The sequence below is a fragment of the Dethiobacter alkaliphilus AHT 1 genome (assembly GCF_000174415.1).
Taxonomy (GTDB): Bacteria; Bacillota; Dethiobacteria; order Dethiobacterales; family Dethiobacteraceae; genus Dethiobacter; species Dethiobacter alkaliphilus.
On sequence record NZ_ACJM01000001.1, the window covers coordinates 184,914 to 202,896 of the forward strand.

General features: G+C 47.0%; 13 protein-coding genes. 10 read left to right on the plus strand and 3 right to left on the minus strand.

Annotation, left to right across the window (positions count from 1 at the left end; genetic code table 11):
* Positions 1–3: 3 nt before the first annotated feature.
* Both DEALDRAFT_RS00905 and DEALDRAFT_RS00910 read left to right on the plus strand, forming a co-directional pair.
* Positions 4–897, plus strand: coding sequence for an ABC transporter ATP-binding protein (locus DEALDRAFT_RS00905; protein WP_008513960.1), 894 nt, complete (start codon positions 4–6; stop codon positions 895–897).
* Positions 897–2,501: an ABC transporter permease gene (locus tag DEALDRAFT_RS00910; protein ID WP_008513962.1), complete on the plus strand. Its 1,605-nt coding sequence runs from the start codon at positions 897–899 to the stop codon at positions 2,499–2,501. Before DEALDRAFT_RS00905 ends, DEALDRAFT_RS00910 begins: the two co-directional genes overlap by 1 nt.
* A gap of 153 nt (positions 2,502–2,654) precedes the next feature.
* Here the strand turns inward: DEALDRAFT_RS00910 and DEALDRAFT_RS00915 are convergent, their stop codons facing one another.
* Entirely contained in the window at positions 2,655–3,392 is a 738-nt protein-coding gene (locus tag DEALDRAFT_RS00915; protein ID WP_008513964.1) for a DUF3784 domain-containing protein, read from the minus strand.
* A gap of 169 nt (positions 3,393–3,561) precedes the next feature.
* Here DEALDRAFT_RS00915 and DEALDRAFT_RS00920 point away from each other — a divergent pair, with 169 nt between their 5' ends.
* The 6 genes from DEALDRAFT_RS00920 (at position 3,562) to DEALDRAFT_RS00945 (ending at position 11,983) form a co-directional block, all read left to right on the plus strand.
* Complete coding sequence (locus tag DEALDRAFT_RS00920) at positions 3,562–4,176, plus strand: CadD family cadmium resistance transporter (protein WP_008513966.1); 615 nt, start codon at positions 3,562–3,564, stop codon at positions 4,174–4,176.
* Between the two features lie 65 nt (positions 4,177–4,241).
* On the plus strand, positions 4,242–5,006 hold the full coding sequence (locus DEALDRAFT_RS00925; RefSeq protein ID WP_008513968.1) for a class I SAM-dependent methyltransferase: 765 nt from the start codon (positions 4,242–4,244) through the stop codon (positions 5,004–5,006).
* Positions 5,007–5,219: 213 nt separating this feature from the next.
* Positions 5,220–8,996: an efflux RND transporter permease subunit gene (locus tag DEALDRAFT_RS00930; protein ID WP_008513970.1), complete on the plus strand. Its 3,777-nt coding sequence runs from the start codon at positions 5,220–5,222 to the stop codon at positions 8,994–8,996.
* 113 nt (positions 8,997–9,109) lie between these two features.
* Positions 9,110–9,784: a response regulator transcription factor gene (locus tag DEALDRAFT_RS00935; RefSeq protein WP_008513972.1), complete on the plus strand. Its 675-nt coding sequence runs from the start codon at positions 9,110–9,112 to the stop codon at positions 9,782–9,784.
* On the plus strand, positions 9,781–11,082 hold the full coding sequence (locus DEALDRAFT_RS00940; protein ID WP_008513974.1) for a HAMP domain-containing sensor histidine kinase: 1,302 nt from the start codon (positions 9,781–9,783) through the stop codon (positions 11,080–11,082). The genes DEALDRAFT_RS00935 and DEALDRAFT_RS00940 overlap by 4 nt, the downstream gene beginning before the upstream one ends.
* A gap of 76 nt (positions 11,083–11,158) precedes the next feature.
* Entirely contained in the window at positions 11,159–11,983 is an 825-nt protein-coding gene (locus DEALDRAFT_RS00945; RefSeq protein WP_008513975.1) for a 4Fe-4S double cluster binding domain-containing protein, read from the plus strand.
* Between the two features lie 58 nt (positions 11,984–12,041).
* Here the strand turns inward: DEALDRAFT_RS00945 and DEALDRAFT_RS00950 are convergent, their stop codons facing one another.
* Positions 12,042–12,644 (minus strand): GNAT family N-acetyltransferase, encoded by a 603-nt coding sequence (locus DEALDRAFT_RS00950; protein ID WP_008513978.1) that lies wholly within the window; start codon positions 12,642–12,644, stop codon positions 12,042–12,044.
* 227 nt (positions 12,645–12,871) lie between these two features.
* Between DEALDRAFT_RS00950 and metA the strand changes: the two genes are divergently transcribed.
* Positions 12,872–13,813: a homoserine O-acetyltransferase MetA gene (gene metA, locus DEALDRAFT_RS00955; RefSeq protein WP_008513980.1), complete on the plus strand. Its 942-nt coding sequence runs from the start codon at positions 12,872–12,874 to the stop codon at positions 13,811–13,813.
* A 40-nt stretch (positions 13,814–13,853) separates the two neighbouring features.
* Here metA and DEALDRAFT_RS00960 read toward each other — a convergent pair whose 3' ends face one another.
* Positions 13,854–15,551, minus strand: coding sequence for a glutamine--tRNA ligase/YqeY domain fusion protein (locus DEALDRAFT_RS00960; protein ID WP_008513982.1), 1,698 nt, complete (start codon positions 15,549–15,551; stop codon positions 13,854–13,856).
* A gap of 182 nt (positions 15,552–15,733) precedes the next feature.
* On the opposite strand from DEALDRAFT_RS00960, the gene cooS reads away from it, so the two are divergent.
* Positions 15,734–17,854 carry an anaerobic carbon-monoxide dehydrogenase catalytic subunit gene (gene cooS / locus DEALDRAFT_RS00965; RefSeq protein WP_008513984.1) on the plus strand — a complete coding sequence of 707 codons (2,121 nt, stop codon included), beginning with the start codon at positions 15,734–15,736 and terminating at the stop codon, positions 17,852–17,854.
* Positions 17,855–17,983 lie beyond the last annotated feature (129 nt).

Sequence of the window (17,983 nt, forward strand, 5' to 3'; positions counted from 1 at the left end):
AAGATGACGGTACTTAAGGTTAGCAATCTTACAAAAAAGTTTGGTAAGTTCACTGCACTGGATCAGATTAATCTGGAAGTGAACGAAGGGGAAGTTTATGGTTTTATCGGGCCCAATGGTGCAGGGAAAACCACTGCAATCCGGGTGCTGCTGGGAATCTTAAAAGCCACCTCAGGCAGTGCCAGCATTTTCGGTAAAGATGCCTGGAGAGATGCGGTGGAAATCCACAAACAAATTGCCTATGTACCCGGTGATGTGAACTTGTGGCCCGATCTTACCGGTGGCGAGGTAATCGACTTGTTTGTTAAATTGCGTGGAACAAACAACAAAAGCCGTCGGGAAGAACTAATTGAGCGGTTTGCTTTGGATCCCAGCAAAAAGTGTAGTACATATTCCAAAGGGAATCGGCAAAAGGTGGCTCTGGTTGCGGCATTCTCCTCTGATGCGGACCTCTATATTCTCGATGAGCCCTCCTCCGGACTGGATCCGTTGATGGAGAGAGTTTTTCAGGACTGTGTGATGGAAGCCAAAGATGCAGGCAAAAGCGTGCTTCTATCCAGTCATATTTTGTCTGAGGTGGAGCGGTTATGTAGCAAGGTAAGCATTATCCGCCAAGGCAAAATTATTGAGTCCGGTACTTTAGAAGAGCTGCGCCATTTAACCAGAACCAGCGTGCTGGTGGAGACCAAGCAGGAAATTACCGGTGTTGAAGAGCTCAAAGGAGTCCATGATATTGAGCAAAAAGATAATAAGCTTACCCTCCAGGTTGACACAGAAGAGCTGGGTAATGTGATAAAACATGTGAGCTCCTTTGATATTGTTAAATTAGAAAGTGCTCCACCCACTTTAGAAGACCTCTTTATGCGCCATTATGAAGGAGTCGGGGGTGAATCGTAATGGTCAAGCAGCTCTATCAAAATGTGGGAAGGTACGCCAGGCTGATTTTGCGCCGTGACCGTATCCGCATCCCTGTGTGGCTAATTTGTCTGATAGTAATTACCATCGTAGTGGTGCCGGCTTTTCAGGAAATGTACGGTACACCGCTGGAGAGGCAGGCCATCGCTGAAACCATGAGAAACCCGGCCATGATCGCCATGGTGGGGCCCAGTTTCGGTTTAGACAACTATACCATCGGCGCCATGATGGGCCATCAGATGCTGCTTTTTACCGCCATAGCGGTGGCAATTATGGCCATCCTGCTTGTAGCCCGCCACACCCGCGCTGATGAAGAAGCGGGCCGCATTGAATTGCTGCGCTCCTTGCCGGTGGGAAGGTTGTCTAATTTAGCCGCTGTATTGTTGGTATTGTTTTTAACCTATGTTCTTCTCACGGTGCTGACCGGTTTTAGCATGTATTCCTTAGGGGAGGAAAGCATGGATTTGGCCGGCTCCCTGCTCTACGGTGCCCTTTTGGGTTCTGTCGGGATTTTCTTTGCCGCTGTAACCGCTTTCTTTGCCCAGCTTTCGGAAAGCTCTCGCGGCACCGTCGGTTTGTCCTTCACATTTTTAGGGGTGGCCTATCTGGTACGTGCCATAGGGGATGTGAGTAATGAAACTTTGTCCATGCTCTCTCCTCTGGGCTGGATCATGCATGCACAGGTCTATGTCAACGACTACTGGTGGCCAGTGTTTGCCTTGGTGGGGGCGGCCATAGTAATTGGCGCCATTGCTCTCAAACTTAACTCAACCCGTGATTTGGGTGCCGGCTTTATTGCGGCCAAACCAGGCAGAAGTACAGCATCCGCATTTTTGCAGAGTCCCTTAGGGTTAAACCTGAAGCTGCAGCGGACCATGATTATCGCCTGGTTAATCGGAATGTTTGTGCTTGGCGCCTCCTACGGCTCTGTTTTTGGCGACTTGGAAGCATTTTTTGCCGAGAGTGAAATGATGCAGCAGATACTGCCTCCAGGAGAAGGTTTTACCCTGGCAGAGCAGTTTATGACCATGATTATGTCTATTATGTCCATGGTGGCAGCAATTCCGGCCCTTTTAATAACCCTTAAGCTACTGGCAGAAGAAAACAAAAACCGCACCGAACATTTATTGGCCCGTGCGGTCTCCCGGGCCAACCTGATGGCCAGTTTCCTCTCTGTTGCCCTGGTGGTTGGGTTCTTGTCCATGCTGCTAAGCGCCTTCGGAATGTGGGCAGCAGCTGCCGCAGTGATGGAAGATACCATTAGCTTAAACTCGGCTCTTAGTGCCTCCGCAGTTTACCTGCCGGCAATAGGGGCAATGGTGGGGTTAGCGGCATTTCTGGTAGGCGTTCTCCCTAAAGGAGCAGGGCTTACCTGGCTCTATCTGGGTTATTCCTTTATTGTTGTCTACCTGGGAAATCTTCTGCAGTTTCCCGAATGGATGGCTACTCTTTCTCCCTTTGGTAACGTTCCGCAGGTACCTCTGGAGGATTTTAATCTGACAGCAGTTACAGTATTAAGCATCGTAGCCGTTATGTTATTGGCTGCAGCTTTTAGGGGATATCGACAGCGGGATATACACGGTTAAAACAAAAACCGTCGCAGCTTTATGCTGCGGCGGTTTTTAGATAGAGGCCGGAATTAGTTTATCATATCGTCCATGCGACCTAAGGGTTCGGTTGCTCGCGCCCCTTAGGGCCCTTTTTTAAAAGAAATAACCGGCCGCATTGGCCGAATGCAATCAATTATTTATTTCCTCAAGAATCCGTTCATAAGCAGCTTTTGTTTCCTCAGCTTCTGCCAGGTTGAAAATTACTATTTCCCCGTTACTTAAGAAGATGAAAGGAGGATTGTCTCTGTTGACAAACAGTTTTTTAGCTCCGAACTCTTCTGAGCTAAAGTTGCCTTTTAAATGGGGGCCAAGTCCAGACCCGTTGGTGCGCCGCAGGCCCGTGGGGAGCGTCTCAATTAGTCTAACCTCTTCGATACTTTCCCAGGCATATGTTTGGCCATACATGCCATGTATTTGCAGGCCTTCTTCCAAAAAAGAAGCGGAAGTTGGCTGGGAAGAAAAATACATTAAGCCAGCGACTCCAAGAAGTGTGACCACGATAATTGCCAGTGGGGCTTTCACTTGTTTACGTGCACCCGGGATCAGGTCTCCACCTGTTTCAGATATGTTGCCATTATACTGCTGAGCTTTTATAAGCAGGTACACTGTGGAAATAACCAGGAAAACAATGGAGGGGGCAATGCCGATGTCTGCACCTGAGGCATATAAGATTCCAGTCACAAATAATACAAAACCGTTGGCATAAGAATAATACCCCATCAACCGTCCCAGTGCTTCTGTATCCACCTGTGCCTGTTGTTCTTTGGACATGGTGTTATAGCCCGCAATTAAGAAGTACCACTTAAAAACATGGATAGCCAGGCCGATTAAAAAGAATATTGCCGCAAGGGCAAAATAAAGCCACATCTCATTTTCCCCCTTTTTATCCAGTCTACTGTAATTCTACCATAATTTATAAAATCTTTCTCTACCCAATATTTACTGTGGGAGAAGCTAATTAATAATTGCTTAAGGCAGGCTGTGAGTAGTAGCGGGTATAATTTTGATAATGCACTAACAACGGGAGAGCTGTTAAGTGATAACTACAATAATTACTGCAGCAGTGGTATATGTTGCCACCAGTATTGATAATCTAATAATTCTGTTGGTATTTTTTGCCCATAAGAAGGACAACCCTACCGTTATGCGCATCGTTGGGGGTAAGGTTTTAGGGACTTCTGTTTTAATAGCAGTAAGCCTCTTGTCTGCTTTTGGCCTGCGGGTTATTCCTGAGCAATGGATTCTTGGGCTTTTGGGCTTTGTCCCCCTGGGATTGGGCCTGAAAGTCCTATTTGAACAGGAAGGAGAGGAGAGCCTGGAGAAAATATACTTCGCTGCTAATAAAAAACACGGCAACCTTCTGGTAGCCATGACAATCATCACCATTGCCAGCGGAGGAGATAACCTGGGTGTATATATACCGCTTTTTGCCGCTATATCACAAGCGGAGCTTGTGGTTACTGTATTAGTATTTTACATGGGAGTGGCCCTGTTGTGCTATCTTGGTTACCGACTGGCAAAGTTACAGCAGCTAGGCGGTACTATTGAAAAATATGAGCGTATAATAGTCCCTGTTGTTTTTATTGGGCTAGGAATAATGATATTGGTAGAAAACGGAACCATTGCTGAAATTATAGAGATATTAATGTGAAACTGGGTAACCCTGAGGAAAGATAAGTTTTTATGACCAAGATATCAATACAGGGGGTGGGGGTCATGTCTGAAAGAGAAGAGAAATTAGCCCGTTCACTGACAGCGGAAACTACGGAATTAATACCGCACCTGCCTTATCTGTTGCAGGATTTGTGGGAACTTGGGTCAAGCCCCAAGGATATGATTGCGCTGGCTTTAGAGCACACAAACATATCCAGAGAAAGCAAAGTACTTGACTTAGGATGCGGAAAAGGAGCTGTCAGCATTGGGTTGGCAAAATCCATCGGTTGTAAGGTTAAGGGGATTGACATCCTTTCGCAATTCATTGATTATGCCAAAGAAAAGGCTATGGAATATGGAGTACAACATTTATGCCAGTTTGTTGTGGATGATATTAATGAATCAGTGAGAGTTGAGGAGGGTTATGATTTTGTTATTCTGGGAGCGGTGGGGGATGTGTTGGGCAATCCGCTAACAACGCTTCTTAAATTAAAAAGTACCATTAAGCAGGGAGGGTTTATCTTCCTAGATGATGCGTATGCCAACGGCGGCTCAGATAACCCATACCCCTCCCGTGGCGACTGGCTGCAGTATTTTAACAAGGCAGATCTAGCGGTGATTGCCGAAAAGCCCATTGACCATGACGAGCTTATTGCCATAAACCGCAGCCAGCAAGAGCAGATAGTTCAACGGGCCCGGGAGCTAATGAGAAAGTTTCCGGAAAAAAAGGACATGTTTCAAGGATACATTTTCAGTCAGCAGGCCGAGTGCGACGAGCTAGAAAGCGGGTTGACCGGGGTGACCTGGTTGTTACAGAAAACGGCATAGTTTTAAAGCAGAGAGAACACCGCAATTTCCGAATGAGGAAAAAGCGGTGTTCTTTTAACTTGTTGACAGGGGCAAAGTTTGATAATCTTAACAAGGAGTTCATCTTCAGTTCACATTCACGATTTATAATACTATGCGGTTGGTTTAGTTTTAGTTAGAACCGTACTAAAGATAGAGTAATGATTAATCACCTAACATATCAGGGGGGAAATTATGCTTTCGCAATTTAGTGTCAAGCGTCCATACACTGTGCTTGTGGCAGTGATTCTGGTAATAGTTCTGGGATTCGTTTCTTTTTCCGGCATGACCACCGATATGCTACCGGATATCGAGCTGCCTTATGTGGTGGTAGTAACCTCATACCCGGGGGCCAGCCCGGAGCAGGTAGAGTTATCGGTGACCCGGCCGTTGGAATCGGCTTTGGGTACCACCAGCGGTTTAAGCAGTATCAGCTCCAGATCTAATGAAAACTCCAGTTTAATTATCCTGGAGTTTGTCCAAGGGACCAACATGGATACGGCCATGATTGAGCTGTCCAATAATTTGGATATGATTTCATCGCAGTTGAGCAGTGATGTTGGCAGCCCCATGCTGATGCGTCTTAATCCGGATATGATGCCCATCATGGTGGCCACCGTTGATATGGAAGGAGCCGGTATGGCGGAAGTATCCGACTTTGTCAGCGATTCACTTCTGCCTACTTTTGAGCGGATTAACGGTGTGGCCTCTGTCACCGCCTCAGGGTTGTTGGAAAGAGAGATACGCATAACGCTGGACCAGGAGAAAATCGATGCACTTAATGAAGAAGTGCTAAGAGACCTGGACCGCACCATGGATGAAACAGAAAGTGAATTGGAAGAGGCGCGCAGAGAGCTAGTTGACGCCCGTGACCATCTGGAGGCGGAAACCGAGAACCAGCAGACTCAACTGGCCCAGGCCAGTTCGCAGCTAAATAATGCCATTGCCAATCTCAATGCTTTGCTGGCAGAGGAGACTTTGCTTGAAGGCCAGCGGATGGCCTTTGAACAGGAAAGGGAAGCCCTTTCTCAGCTCACCGAACTAGGTCCTGTGTTTAGTCAGCCATTTGCCGGTGGCGTAGCTGCCCTCTCTCCTGAAGCATTTGATTCTATAATGGAGCAGCTTGCCCCCCATCTTCCCGCTGAGCTGTCTCAGCTTTCGCAAAGTGAAATGGTAGAAATGATGGAGATGGCCTCCATGGCCAGTTCCCGGGTAGCCGCCATCGATGCGGAGTTGCAAAATATTTCGGTGCGGCAGATGACCCTGGAGGCAATGAAACCGCAGCTGGAGCAAGGATTGGCCGAAGCAACAGCAGGTTACGAAGAGCTGGAAACGGGCAAAATGACTCTGTCCATCGAGCTTGCCAAAGCTCAGATGCAGCTGGAAAACGGTCAGAGTGAGTTGGAAAAAGGCATTGAGGAGCTAAAGAAGGCTCGCGAAGATGCCCGTGAAAGTGCAGACCTGAGTAATTTTGTTACCGCGGAGATGCTTAGCGGTATCCTGCAGGCGCAAAACTTTAACATGCCTGCCGGATATATTGATGAAGGGGAAGACGGACACCTGGTTAAGGTGGGAGACCGATACCAGACGGTGGAATCCATCGAAGAAACCTTGGTATTTTCCATGGACAGTATCGGTGATGTTTATCTTTCCGATATTGCCGAGATTGAAGTAACCGACAATGCCGCCCAAACTTATGCCAAGGTAAACGGCAACGACAGTGTAATGCTGATGTTTCAGAAGCAAAGCACCGCCTCCACAGCCGATGTGGCCGGCCGCGTAAATGAGACAATTGCCGATTTAACCGCCGAGCACGAAGGCTTGCGTATTCTTCCCTTGATGGACCAAGGCGAATATATTAACATGACCATTGAGAGCGTCCTGCAAAACCTGATGGTTGGTGGGTTGCTGGCAATTATAGTGCTGGTTATATTCTTAAAAGATATCAGGCCTACTTTGGTAATTGCTTTTAGCATCCCCATTAGCTTAATGTTTGCCATTACGCTGATGTACTTCAGTAACGTTACCATCAACATCATCTCCCTTTCCGGTCTGGCGCTTGGTGTTGGGATGTTGGTGGATAACAGTATTGTGGTGATTGAAAACATTTACCGCATGCGCAATGAAGGTGTGCCTGTCCACCGGGCAGCTGTGCAGGGGGCAAGGCAGGTGGGAGGAGCTATCTTTGCTTCAACCCTGACCACCGTCTGTGTGTTTTTACCCATTGTCTTTACCCACGGTATTTCCCGGGAGATTTTCAGTGACATGGGGTTAACCATTGCCTACAGTTTGCTGGCCAGTCTGGTGGTGGCTCTGACGGTGGTGCCCAGTATGGCCTCCACTGTGATGAAGTCTACCAATGAGAAGAGGCATAAATGGTTCGATGCTCTGGTGAATCAGTATGCGAGAGTGCTGGACTTTTCATTGCGCTATAAATTTGTTGTCTTAATCCTGGTAGTATTCCTGTTTGGTTTAAGTCTGTACGGAGTCACCATCATGGGGACCAGCTTCATGCCGGAGATGGATGCACCGCAGATGAGTGCCAGCCTTACCATGCCGGAAGGCAGTGAGCGGGAAGACACTTACGCCATGGCGGATGAAGTAATGGCTCGTATTTTAGAGATCGAGGCTGTGGACAGTGTGGGCGCCATGTCCGGAAACGGTGGCGGCGGTATGATGATGGGCGGAGGCGGATCCGGCAGTGGTGCCTCCTTCTATATCCTTTTGCATGAAAACCGCCAAATGACAAACCAGGATGTGGCCAGAGCCATTTTGGACAAAACCGAGGACTTGGATGTGGAAATGTCTGTCTCCACCTCTGATATGGATATGGCTGCCATGGGTGGCAGCGGTATGGAAATAATAATTAAAGGCAATGACTTAGATGAGCTCTCCGATGTTGCCAATGAAGTAGCAGACCTGCTTATTGCTACAGAAGGCACCACCAATGTTTCCGCCGGTGATGAGGATGCCGGGGTAGAAACCAGGGTGATGGTGGATAAAGATGCTGCCATGGCAGAAGGGCTGACGGTAGCCCAGGTTTTCCAGAAGGTTTCTGAGGCCCTGTCCACTGAAACGCAAGCCACTACTTTAACTGAAGGCATAGACGAATACGCCGTTATCGTGGTTAAAGCAGTAAACGGAGAGCTAACCCGCAATAATGTGAGCGACTATACTTTTACGGTAAACGGGCAAAACGGTGAAGAGAGCGAAGTACGCCTGGGTGATATTGCACAAATCTACGAGGCGGAGAGCCCTTCATCAATACTCCGCGATAACCAGTCACGCTATGTTTCCGTCACCGCCAATGTCGATTATGGCTACAACATCGGCCTGGTGAGCCGTGACTTTGAGCGTACTCTGGCCGACTACACCCCGCCTCCGGGAATTACGGTGGAAGTTGCCGGTGAAAACGAAATGATCGCCAGTGCCATCTCCGATATGATTCTGATGATCACCTTGGCCGTCATCTTTATCTATCTGATTATGGTGGCCCAGTTCCAGAGCCTGCTCTCACCGTTTATTATCCTCTTTACTCTGCCTTTGGCCTTTACAGGTGGTTTGCTCTTGCCGTGGATTATTGGTATGGAGCTATCTGTCCCGGCCATGCTTGGCTTCTTGGTTCTGGCCGGTATTGTGGTAAACAACGGGATTGTCTTTGTAGACTATGTAAACCAGTTGCGCCTGGAAGGCAAAGATAAGCGGGCCGCATTAATTGAGGCCGGCCGCACCAGGATACGCCCCATTCTGATGACAGCCTTAACCACCATTTTAGCCATGAGCACCATGGCTCTGGCGGTGGGCGAAGGGGCGGAGATGACTCAACCCATGGCGGTTGTCTCCATTGGTGGTCTGACTTATGCCACTCTGCTTACCCTATTGGTGGTTCCCATCATGTACGACATTCTCCATCGAAAATCTATGAAAAAGATTGATGTGGGAGATGAAGTGCCGGCTGTTGACAAAATGTAAAGCATAAGGGACGGCCCGGCCGTCCCTTATCTATATGACGTTGAGTTGATAGCTACAGGATACCATGAGTCGGTACTACAATTTTGATATAATATGGGGCAGAGGTGAAATGCATGTTCAATATTCTGGTGGTTGAAGATGATAGGAACCTGCAAAAACTGATGAAGGCCGTGCTAAGACAAAACGGCTATAACGTTTTATGTGCCGAAGACGGCGTGCAGGCTTTGGAGCTTTTGGACTCTGCTCATGTGGATCTGATTATTTGTGATATTATGATGCCAAATATGGACGGATACGCGCTGACAGACACGCTGAGAAAAGCAAATAATAATCTGCCCGTTTTAATGGTAACTGCCAGGGAAACCTTTGATGATAAGAAAAAGGGGTTCCTGGTAGGAACTGATGATTATATGGTGAAGCCAGTGGACATGGATGAAATGGTTTTAAGGGTGGCCGCACTGCTTAGACGCTCCCGTATTATTAATGAACGGCGTTTATCTATCGGAGAAGTGGAACTGAATTATGATACGCTGACAGTGCATAGAAATAATAACTCCTATATATTACCGAAAAAGGAGTTTTACCTGTTATTTAAGCTTTTGAGCTACCCAAAGCAGATTTTTACCAGACAACAGCTGATGGATGAAATTTGGGGTATGGATGCAGAGGCGGATGAGCGGACGGTGGATGTGCATATCAAAAGACTGCGGGAGAAATTTGCCGACTTTCCCGAATTTGAAATTGTAACGGTTCGGGGACTGGGCTATAAGGCGGAGAAAAAGATATGAAGAAAATCAGCGTAAAACTGGCCATGTTTTTTATCGCTGTGATTATTTTTTCTTCGATTTTATCTTTTCTCGTTTCAATCTTTTTCACAGACGACATCCGTACAGAAATCCGGCGTGACCAGGAAACCATTGCCGTATCCATCTTAGAACTGCGGCAAAAGACAGAGTTAAGCATGGATGAAATATTGAGCTTTATTTCATCTCCCATGTATGAAGTTAGACGCCTTGAAGACATGGAAGCGCAGGAGATGACCCCGGAGGAAATTGAAAGAGTTCAAGATAATGAGATGGTATTTTTGTCCCGCGGTAAATTTCACGCCACTGCCACGATTTTCATGGTAGACGGTGAGGTTGTGCAAATTAGGCTGCAACCGCATAACACAGTTTTTCGCATTGCCGGCTCCCGTGTGGCATTCACGCTCCTTTCATCGGTCTTAATTGCTGCCCTTCTTGTTATCCTCCTGATAAAAAGAGTAGTCAGACCCGTAGTAAAACTAAGCGGAGCAACACAGGAAGTGGCCAAAGGCAATTTTGATGTAAAACTTGAATACAAAAGCGATGATGAAATTGGTCAGCTTACAGAAAACTTCAACCGCATGACCAGAGAACTGAAAAATATAGAATACCTGCGTAAAGACTTTGTTACTAATGTTTCCCATGAATTTAAAACACCCATTGCTTCAATTCAGGGATTTGCAAGACTGCTACAACAAGGAATGCTGTCTGAAACGGAAAGGCAGGAATATACCGATATTATTGTTAACGAAACAAAAAGACTCTCCAACCTTTCCGCCAACATCTTAAAGCTCTCCAAACTGGAGAACCAGGAATTTGTAGAAAAGCAGACAGCCTTTTCACTGGATGAGCAAATCAGAAAAAGTATCTTACTGCTGGAGCATTTATGGACCGAGAAAAATATTGAATTTGATATTGAACTGGAAAAAGTAACTTATCATGGGGATGAAGAACTGCTGGAGCAGGTATGGCTGAATCTTTTGGGGAATGCCATTAAATTTTCTCATCATGATAGTAAAATTTTTGTTAGCCTGGAGCAGAATACGTCCTCAATAAAAGTGCAAATCACCGATTATGGCATCGGTATCAGTGAAGATGCAATAAGTCGCATTTTTGAAAAGTTTTATCAGGGTGACAAAACTCATTTAAACGAAGGTAATGGATTAGGCCTACCCTTGGTAAAGCGTATCCTCGACCTCTTCGATGGCAAGATCCGTGTAGAAAGCAAGCCACAGCAGGGGTCCACATTCACCGTAGAACTCCCTTCCGGGGGTCAGGTTTAATCTTTTTAATCATTTTGCGTTAACACCTTTGACTATTCCAAGGCCCGACATTCTATTCTTAAAATGAGGTAAATTTATGAAGGATATTATCGAGCTGGAGATAAAACGCTTTGTAAACAATAGTGAGCATAATCGGCTGACTGCCACTGATAAGCCATATTTTATTGAGCCTTTGATAGGTTATGCAGATGCCCTTGATCCATTGTTTACAGACTATAAGGAGATAATAGGAGACTTTCATTTAACTCCTGCGGAGTTTTTTGCTGCAGAGTTTGGTGTGAGCAGTTTTGCTGCAGGAACAGTAATCAGCTGGATACTTCCTATCAACAGAGAGATAATCGAGAGTAATCGATTACATTCTCGTTATCCTTCCAGAGAGTGGGCACATACCCGCTATTTCGGGGAAATGTTTAATAATAAGTTGCGGGAGCATCTACAGAAGTTTTTTAGCAGCAAAGGATTCCGTGCCGTGGCACCGTCCATTAGTAAAGAGTGGAGTAGGGTTCACTCTGAAAGAACAGGGCTTGCCTCTACCTGGTCGGAACGCCACGCAGCCTATGCCTGTGGCTTGGGAACATTTAGCTTAAACGATGCTTTAATCACAGAAAAGGGGATTGCCCACCGCTGCGGCAGCATTATAGTAGAGGCTAAGCTAGCACCTACCCCAAGGGTATATCAGGGTCCTTATGAATATTGTCTGTACTGTACTTCAAAAAAGTGTGGAGCCTGTATAAAACGCTGCCCTGCCGGTGCTATAACAGAAAAGGGCCACGACAAAGAAAAGTGTTTTAACTACACACGAAATGAAGTTTACCCTGTCTATAACAAAGAATATGGTGTGGGAATCTCCGGCTGCGGTTTATGCCAGACAAAGGTGCCCTGTGAGCAAAAGATTCCATAGATAAGCATCACCCCTGAAATCATTTTTTCAGGGGTGATGCTTAGCGTATTCCTGCAGGTTATGCTAAAGCTTTTTTTACTTGAAAAGTACCCATTTTTCTGTTTTTGTGCTGCATGATATTTTCCGACTCGATGTTAAAACCTGTTTTTTGATAGAACTTAATTGCTTGAGTATTATGGATGTTAACATCCAGATAGAGTTTAGTATGTTTTTTTGCCAACTCATTAATGATTTGGGTACCAATTCCCCGGCTGCGATATGAGTCACGGACGCATAGGCTATGAATGTAATACCCGTCTTCATCAATGTTATTGGATACAATTTTGCCCATTTTGATAAAGGTGGGGATCTTTTTTAAAAATGACCAAAGGCCGAATACCTGACAAAAAGCTTTTCCGGAAACTTGGTCAATAGCCTTTTTATCTTGGCCATGGAAGCTGACAACCACTCCGGCAATTTCTTCTTCATCCATTACGCACTCTACGTAAGGATGTGCAAAATAATTATTTTCCATGCTCAGCAGCCTGGTAATGCATTGGACTGCTTTTTCTCTTTTACCGTATACCAGAGTATTAAATTCGATATCAGCATCGTAAATGAGAGTAGCCACCATCTGCTTATCATGTTTTTCAGGATTAAACTTTTCCAGTCTGATTTTCATTGTTTTTTCCTCCCGACATCTTTTGCTTATATTCTACCAAGAGGCCAAAGAGGGTAAAACAGTCGAAAGGATGATTATGGTCTACATAAATAGGCTGATTTGTTATCGGGCCACACAGTAACCGTCCCTTGTCTGGTTATTTAAAGATGTTGAGTTTTTATGTTTATGTGTTATAATAAAATCTATATTTTTATTAACTATCGCAGAATAAGTTGGGGTGAGTGCAGATGCCTATTAAAATTCCAAATGATTTGCCGGCGGCGGAGACGTTAAACAGTGAGAATATCTTTGTCATGTCTGAGACCAGGGCGGTTGCTCAGGATATCCGGCCGTTACGAATAGCCATTCTAAACCTCATGCCCACAAAGATTTCTACGGAGACACAGCTGCTGCGCCTGATTGGGAACACGCCCTTGCAGGTGGAAGCGTATTTTGTTCATCCCAAAACCCATTGTCCGAAAAATACTCCGCAGGAGCATATGACCAGTTTTTATAAAACCTTTGATGAAATTAAGCACGAGAGGTTTGACGGGTTGATAATTACCGGTGCTCCCATTGAGGAGATGGAGTTTGAAGAGGTTACTTATTGGGAAGAGCTCAAAGAAATTATGGAGTGGAGCCTGCATAATGTATTTTCCACATTCCATATTTGTTGGGGCGCCCAGGCCGGATTATATTATCATTATGGTATTAAGAAGCACCCTTTAAAAGAAAAAATGTTCGGTGTTTTTCCGCATACTATAACCAAACCAAACACCATGCTGCTTAGGGGATTTGATGATGTTTTCAACGTGCCCCACTCCCGCTACACTACAGTGCACCGGGAAGATATCGAAAAAGTAAGCGAAATTGATATTCTGGCCGAATCACAAGAGGCAGGAGTTTACTTGATGAAGACAGACCAGGGCAGGCAGATTTTTGTCACCGGTCATTCCGAGTATGATCCGCATACCCTTAAGGCCGAGTATGACAGAGACATTGCCAAAGGGCTGGATATCAAGGTGCCCCAAAACTATTTCCCCAATGATGATCCGGACAAGCCCCCTATTGTTACCTGGCGCGGGCATGCCAATTTGTTGTATTCCAACTGGCTAAATTATTTTGTCTATCAGGAAACACCGTTTGACCTAAACCAATTAAAAAAGAGCCAGGCAAAAAGGCAGAGCTAACCATAAAGGCCCCACGTTCACATTGAACGTGGGGCCTGCTTTATTTATTTTTCTTGGCCCAGGTGTCCCTTAGGCCTACGATACGGTTGTAAATGATGTTACCTTTGGCTGCATCCACATGATCCAGGTAGAAGTAACCTTTGCGCATAAACTGAAAACGGCTCCCCGCCGGTGCTTCGGCAATGGCCGGTTCTGCCGGTACATCGGTGAGGGTAATCAGTGAATCGGGATTTATATTGTTTAAGAAATCACCGTTTTCTTCATCCTCGGGATTCTCTTTGGTAAACAGATTATCGTACATACGCACAGTAATTTTTTCGGCGTGCTTTGCCGACACCCAATGGATAACGCCCTTTACTTTTTTACCGCTGGTGTCCTGCCCGCTTTTGGTCTGCGGGTCATAAGTACAGCGCAGCTCAACAACCTTGCCGTCGGCGTCCTTTATTACTTCTTCACAGAGAATCACGTACGCGCCTTTCAGGCGTACTTCTTTGCCGGGAGCCAACCTGTGAAACTTCTTGGGCGGCTCTTCCATGAAGTCTTCCTGTTCAATATAGATTTCCCGGCCAAAGGGAACCTGGCGTGTACCGGCATTTTCGTCGCCCGGCATATTTTCCAGTTCCAGCATTTCCGCTTTATCCTCCGGCCAGTTAGTGATCACCACTTTTAGAGGGTCTAAAACCGCCATCATACGATGGGCTTTTTCGCCCAAATCTTCCCTGATACAGTGCTCAAACATAGCCAAATCCACTGTGCTGTCAGCTCTGGCCACGCCAACCCGTTCCTGAAAGTCGGCAATGGCCGCAGGTGTAATGCCCCGCCTACGTAAACCGGCAATGGTGGGCATTCTGGGATCATCCCAGCCCTCCACATGATTCTCTTCCACCAAGCGACGCAGTTTTCGCTTACTCATCACGGTGTAGGTCATATTCAGCCGGGCAAACTCGGTTTGCTGAGAGCGGCTCTTCATTACTTCCGGCATCAGCTCCAGCGCGTTGTCCACAATCCAGTCATAGAGCGGCCGGTGATCGCTGTACTCAATGGAGCAGAGGGAGTGGGTGATGCCCTCCAGTGAATCGGTAAAAGGATGGTCAAAATCATACATGGGGTAGATACACCATTTATCTCCGGTGCGGTGGTGATGGGCATGGAGTATGCGGTAAATTACCGGATCCCGCATGTTCAGATTGCCGGAAGACATATCTATTTTGGCCCGCAGTACCTTGGAGCCGTTGGGGAATTCACCCTGGCGCATCCGTTCAAAAAGATCCAGGTTTTCCTCCGCGGAGCGGTCACGGTACGGACTGTTTTTGCCCGGTTCTGTCAGGGTTCCTCTGTATTCCCTGATTTGTTCCGGGTCCAAGTCGCAGACGTAAGCCCGGCCCGCTTTAATTAGTTTTTGCGCAAACTCATACTTGATTTCAAAGGAGTCGGAGGTAAAGAACAGACGGTCTTCCCAATCCACCCCCAGCCAGCGGAGGTCTTCCAGAATGGAGTCCACAAACTCCTGCTCTTCTTTGATGGGATTGGTATCATCGAAGCGTACATTAAATTTGCCGTTAAAAGTTTTCGCCAGATTGTAATTTAATAAAACAGCCTTGGCATGTCCAATATGCAGGTAACCGTTTGGCTCCGGCGGAAACCGGGTATGTACCGACCCGTTGTTTTTTCCCTCTTCCACATCTTTTTTGATGAGGTTATGGATAAAGTTGGTTTGAACTTCAGTTTCGTTTGACATCTGTTACTCCCCCTTATGCTCAAACCCGCAAAACGGGTTCATAGAAAGTTTTTACGCTGCTCTTTTCTTTATACTCTATCCTATTATAGCAGACAAGCCCCAATGGAAACAAATCCCTTAGCATACTTATCCCTTCCATTAGGGAGAATAGAAATGATAAAAACCTAAGGGAGGTTTATCCATTGTCAATTAAAGACATCTTCAGTTCCTTTACCAAAAGTGCGGAAACAATGAGGGGTGATGACAAAACCTTTGCCGCGGACCTGACCAATAAAGATTTTAACGACCCCGCCGTGCATGAGCATGGCAGCCCGGTGGACTATCAAAAAATTGAAAAATCACCGGACATGGAAAAGGTTCATCAGTGGCAGCGCGACCATATTAAAAAGGACGATCAAAGCAAAGAGGGCTATCCCCTAAACGTTATTATCGACCCCGCCATGCGGGAGATGTATCAGGTAGTACATAATGCGGAAATGACCAACGTTTTTGACCGTTTTGCCCAGCAGCAGCCCACCCAGTGTAAATTCTGCATTGAGGGCTTATCCTGTCAGCTTTGTGCCAATGGCCCCTGCCGTATAAGCAAAAAAGCTCCCCGCGGCACCTGCGGCGTGGACGCCCACACCATGGTGGCCAGAAACTTTATGTACCGCCACGTCACCATCGGTACCGCCGCCAATATCTTTCACTGCCACCAGGCCGCCAGAACGCTTAAGGCTGCCGGAGAGCATCCCCAAAGCGGCCTGAAAATCCGCGATGCGGAGAAACTCAAGAAATATGCGGATATGGCAGGGCTTGATGCCAACCAGCCCATTGAAAAGCTGGCGGTGGACTTTGCCGACTGGGTAATGAATGATATCCATGCCCCGTTCCATGTGGAATCAAAAACAGTGGAAGCTTTTGCTCCTGCCCGCAGAAAAGAACTGTGGCGTAAACTGGGCATCTTTCCCGGCGGCGGCTACAGCGAAGTAGCTTACGCCCAAACCCAGTGTATGACCAACTTCACCTCCGACCCGGTGGAATTTTTGGTCAGAGGTGTGCGCCTCGGCGTTGCCAACGAATACCAGGGCCTGTTTATGCTAAATATTCTCCAGGAAATTTTGATGGGAACCCAGGCTATTACCAAGAAGCAGCAAAACATGGGACTGTTAAAAGAAAACAAGGTCAATGTCATCACCAACGGCCATATGCCGCTGTTGGCCCATGTGGCCATTGATCTGGCTTCCAGCGAAGAATGGCAGCAGAAAGCCAAAGATGCGGGAGCCGAAGGAATTCAGATTTTGGGCCATGTTTGTGAAGGGCAGCAGTTGATTAACTATGAAGGAACCCATAACCAGAGCGCTTACGCCGGGCAGGAAGGCGAATGGCTCTCCCAGGAGTATCTGTTGGCCACCGGCGTGGTAGACCTTTTCATGTTTGACTATAACTGTACCGTTCCCACCATGCCGCTCTTTGCCAAGAAGTTTGGCACAAAACTCCTCAGTACCCATCCCGTCATTAAGCTGCAGGGCACCGATACCCTGGACTTTGTGCCGGAAAAAATGCAGGAACAGGCGGCCAAAGCACTGGATATGGCCATCGAATCATTTAAAAACCGTAAGGCCGAAGGCCGTGAAACCTACATCCCGCCCCACGTATCCGACTGCATGGTGGGCTTTAGTACCGAATCCATCAAAAATGCTCTGGGTGGCAGCTTTAAACCCCTCATCGACCAGATCGCCAACGGTAACATCCGTGGCGTAGCCACCATCGTGGGCTGCACCACCGCCCGCTACGGACAGGGCGGCAGCAACATTTTCAAGATTACCAAAGGCTTAATAGAAAACAATATTCTGGTCCTCTCCGGCGGCTGTACTTCCTCGGTTATGGAATACACCGGGCTTACCGATCCCAAAGCGGCGGAAGAATGCGGCGACACCCTTAAAGCTGTCTGCCAGCAGCTAGGCATTCCACCCGTGTTGACCTACGGCGCCTGTGTGGACATCGGCAAGATGACGCAAACCGCCATGGAACTGGCCGATGCTTTGGATGTGGACACCAACAAGCTGCCTCTTGTTATCGGCGCACCGGAATACCTGGAGCAAAAAGCTGTGGCCGACGCCTGTACAGCGGTAGCTCTGGGCTGGCTCGTCCACGTAGCCCCCGTTCCCTCCATCACCGGCAGCGAAGTAGTAGTCAAAACCCTCACCGAAACCACAGAAACCCTGGGCCTGGGTAAAGTAGTAGTAGAAATGGACGCCGAAAAAACAGTCCAAATCTACGTCGACCACATCGAACAAAAACGCAAAGAATTAGGCATCTAAATGGGACAAGGGGACAGGTCAACTGTCCCACTTTCTCAAAGCACTCAGGGAAAACTATTGTTCCCTGAGTGCTTTTTTTTACCGCACCCCCAAAGGCACCTTGACTGTTCGGACCATATTTAGTACTAT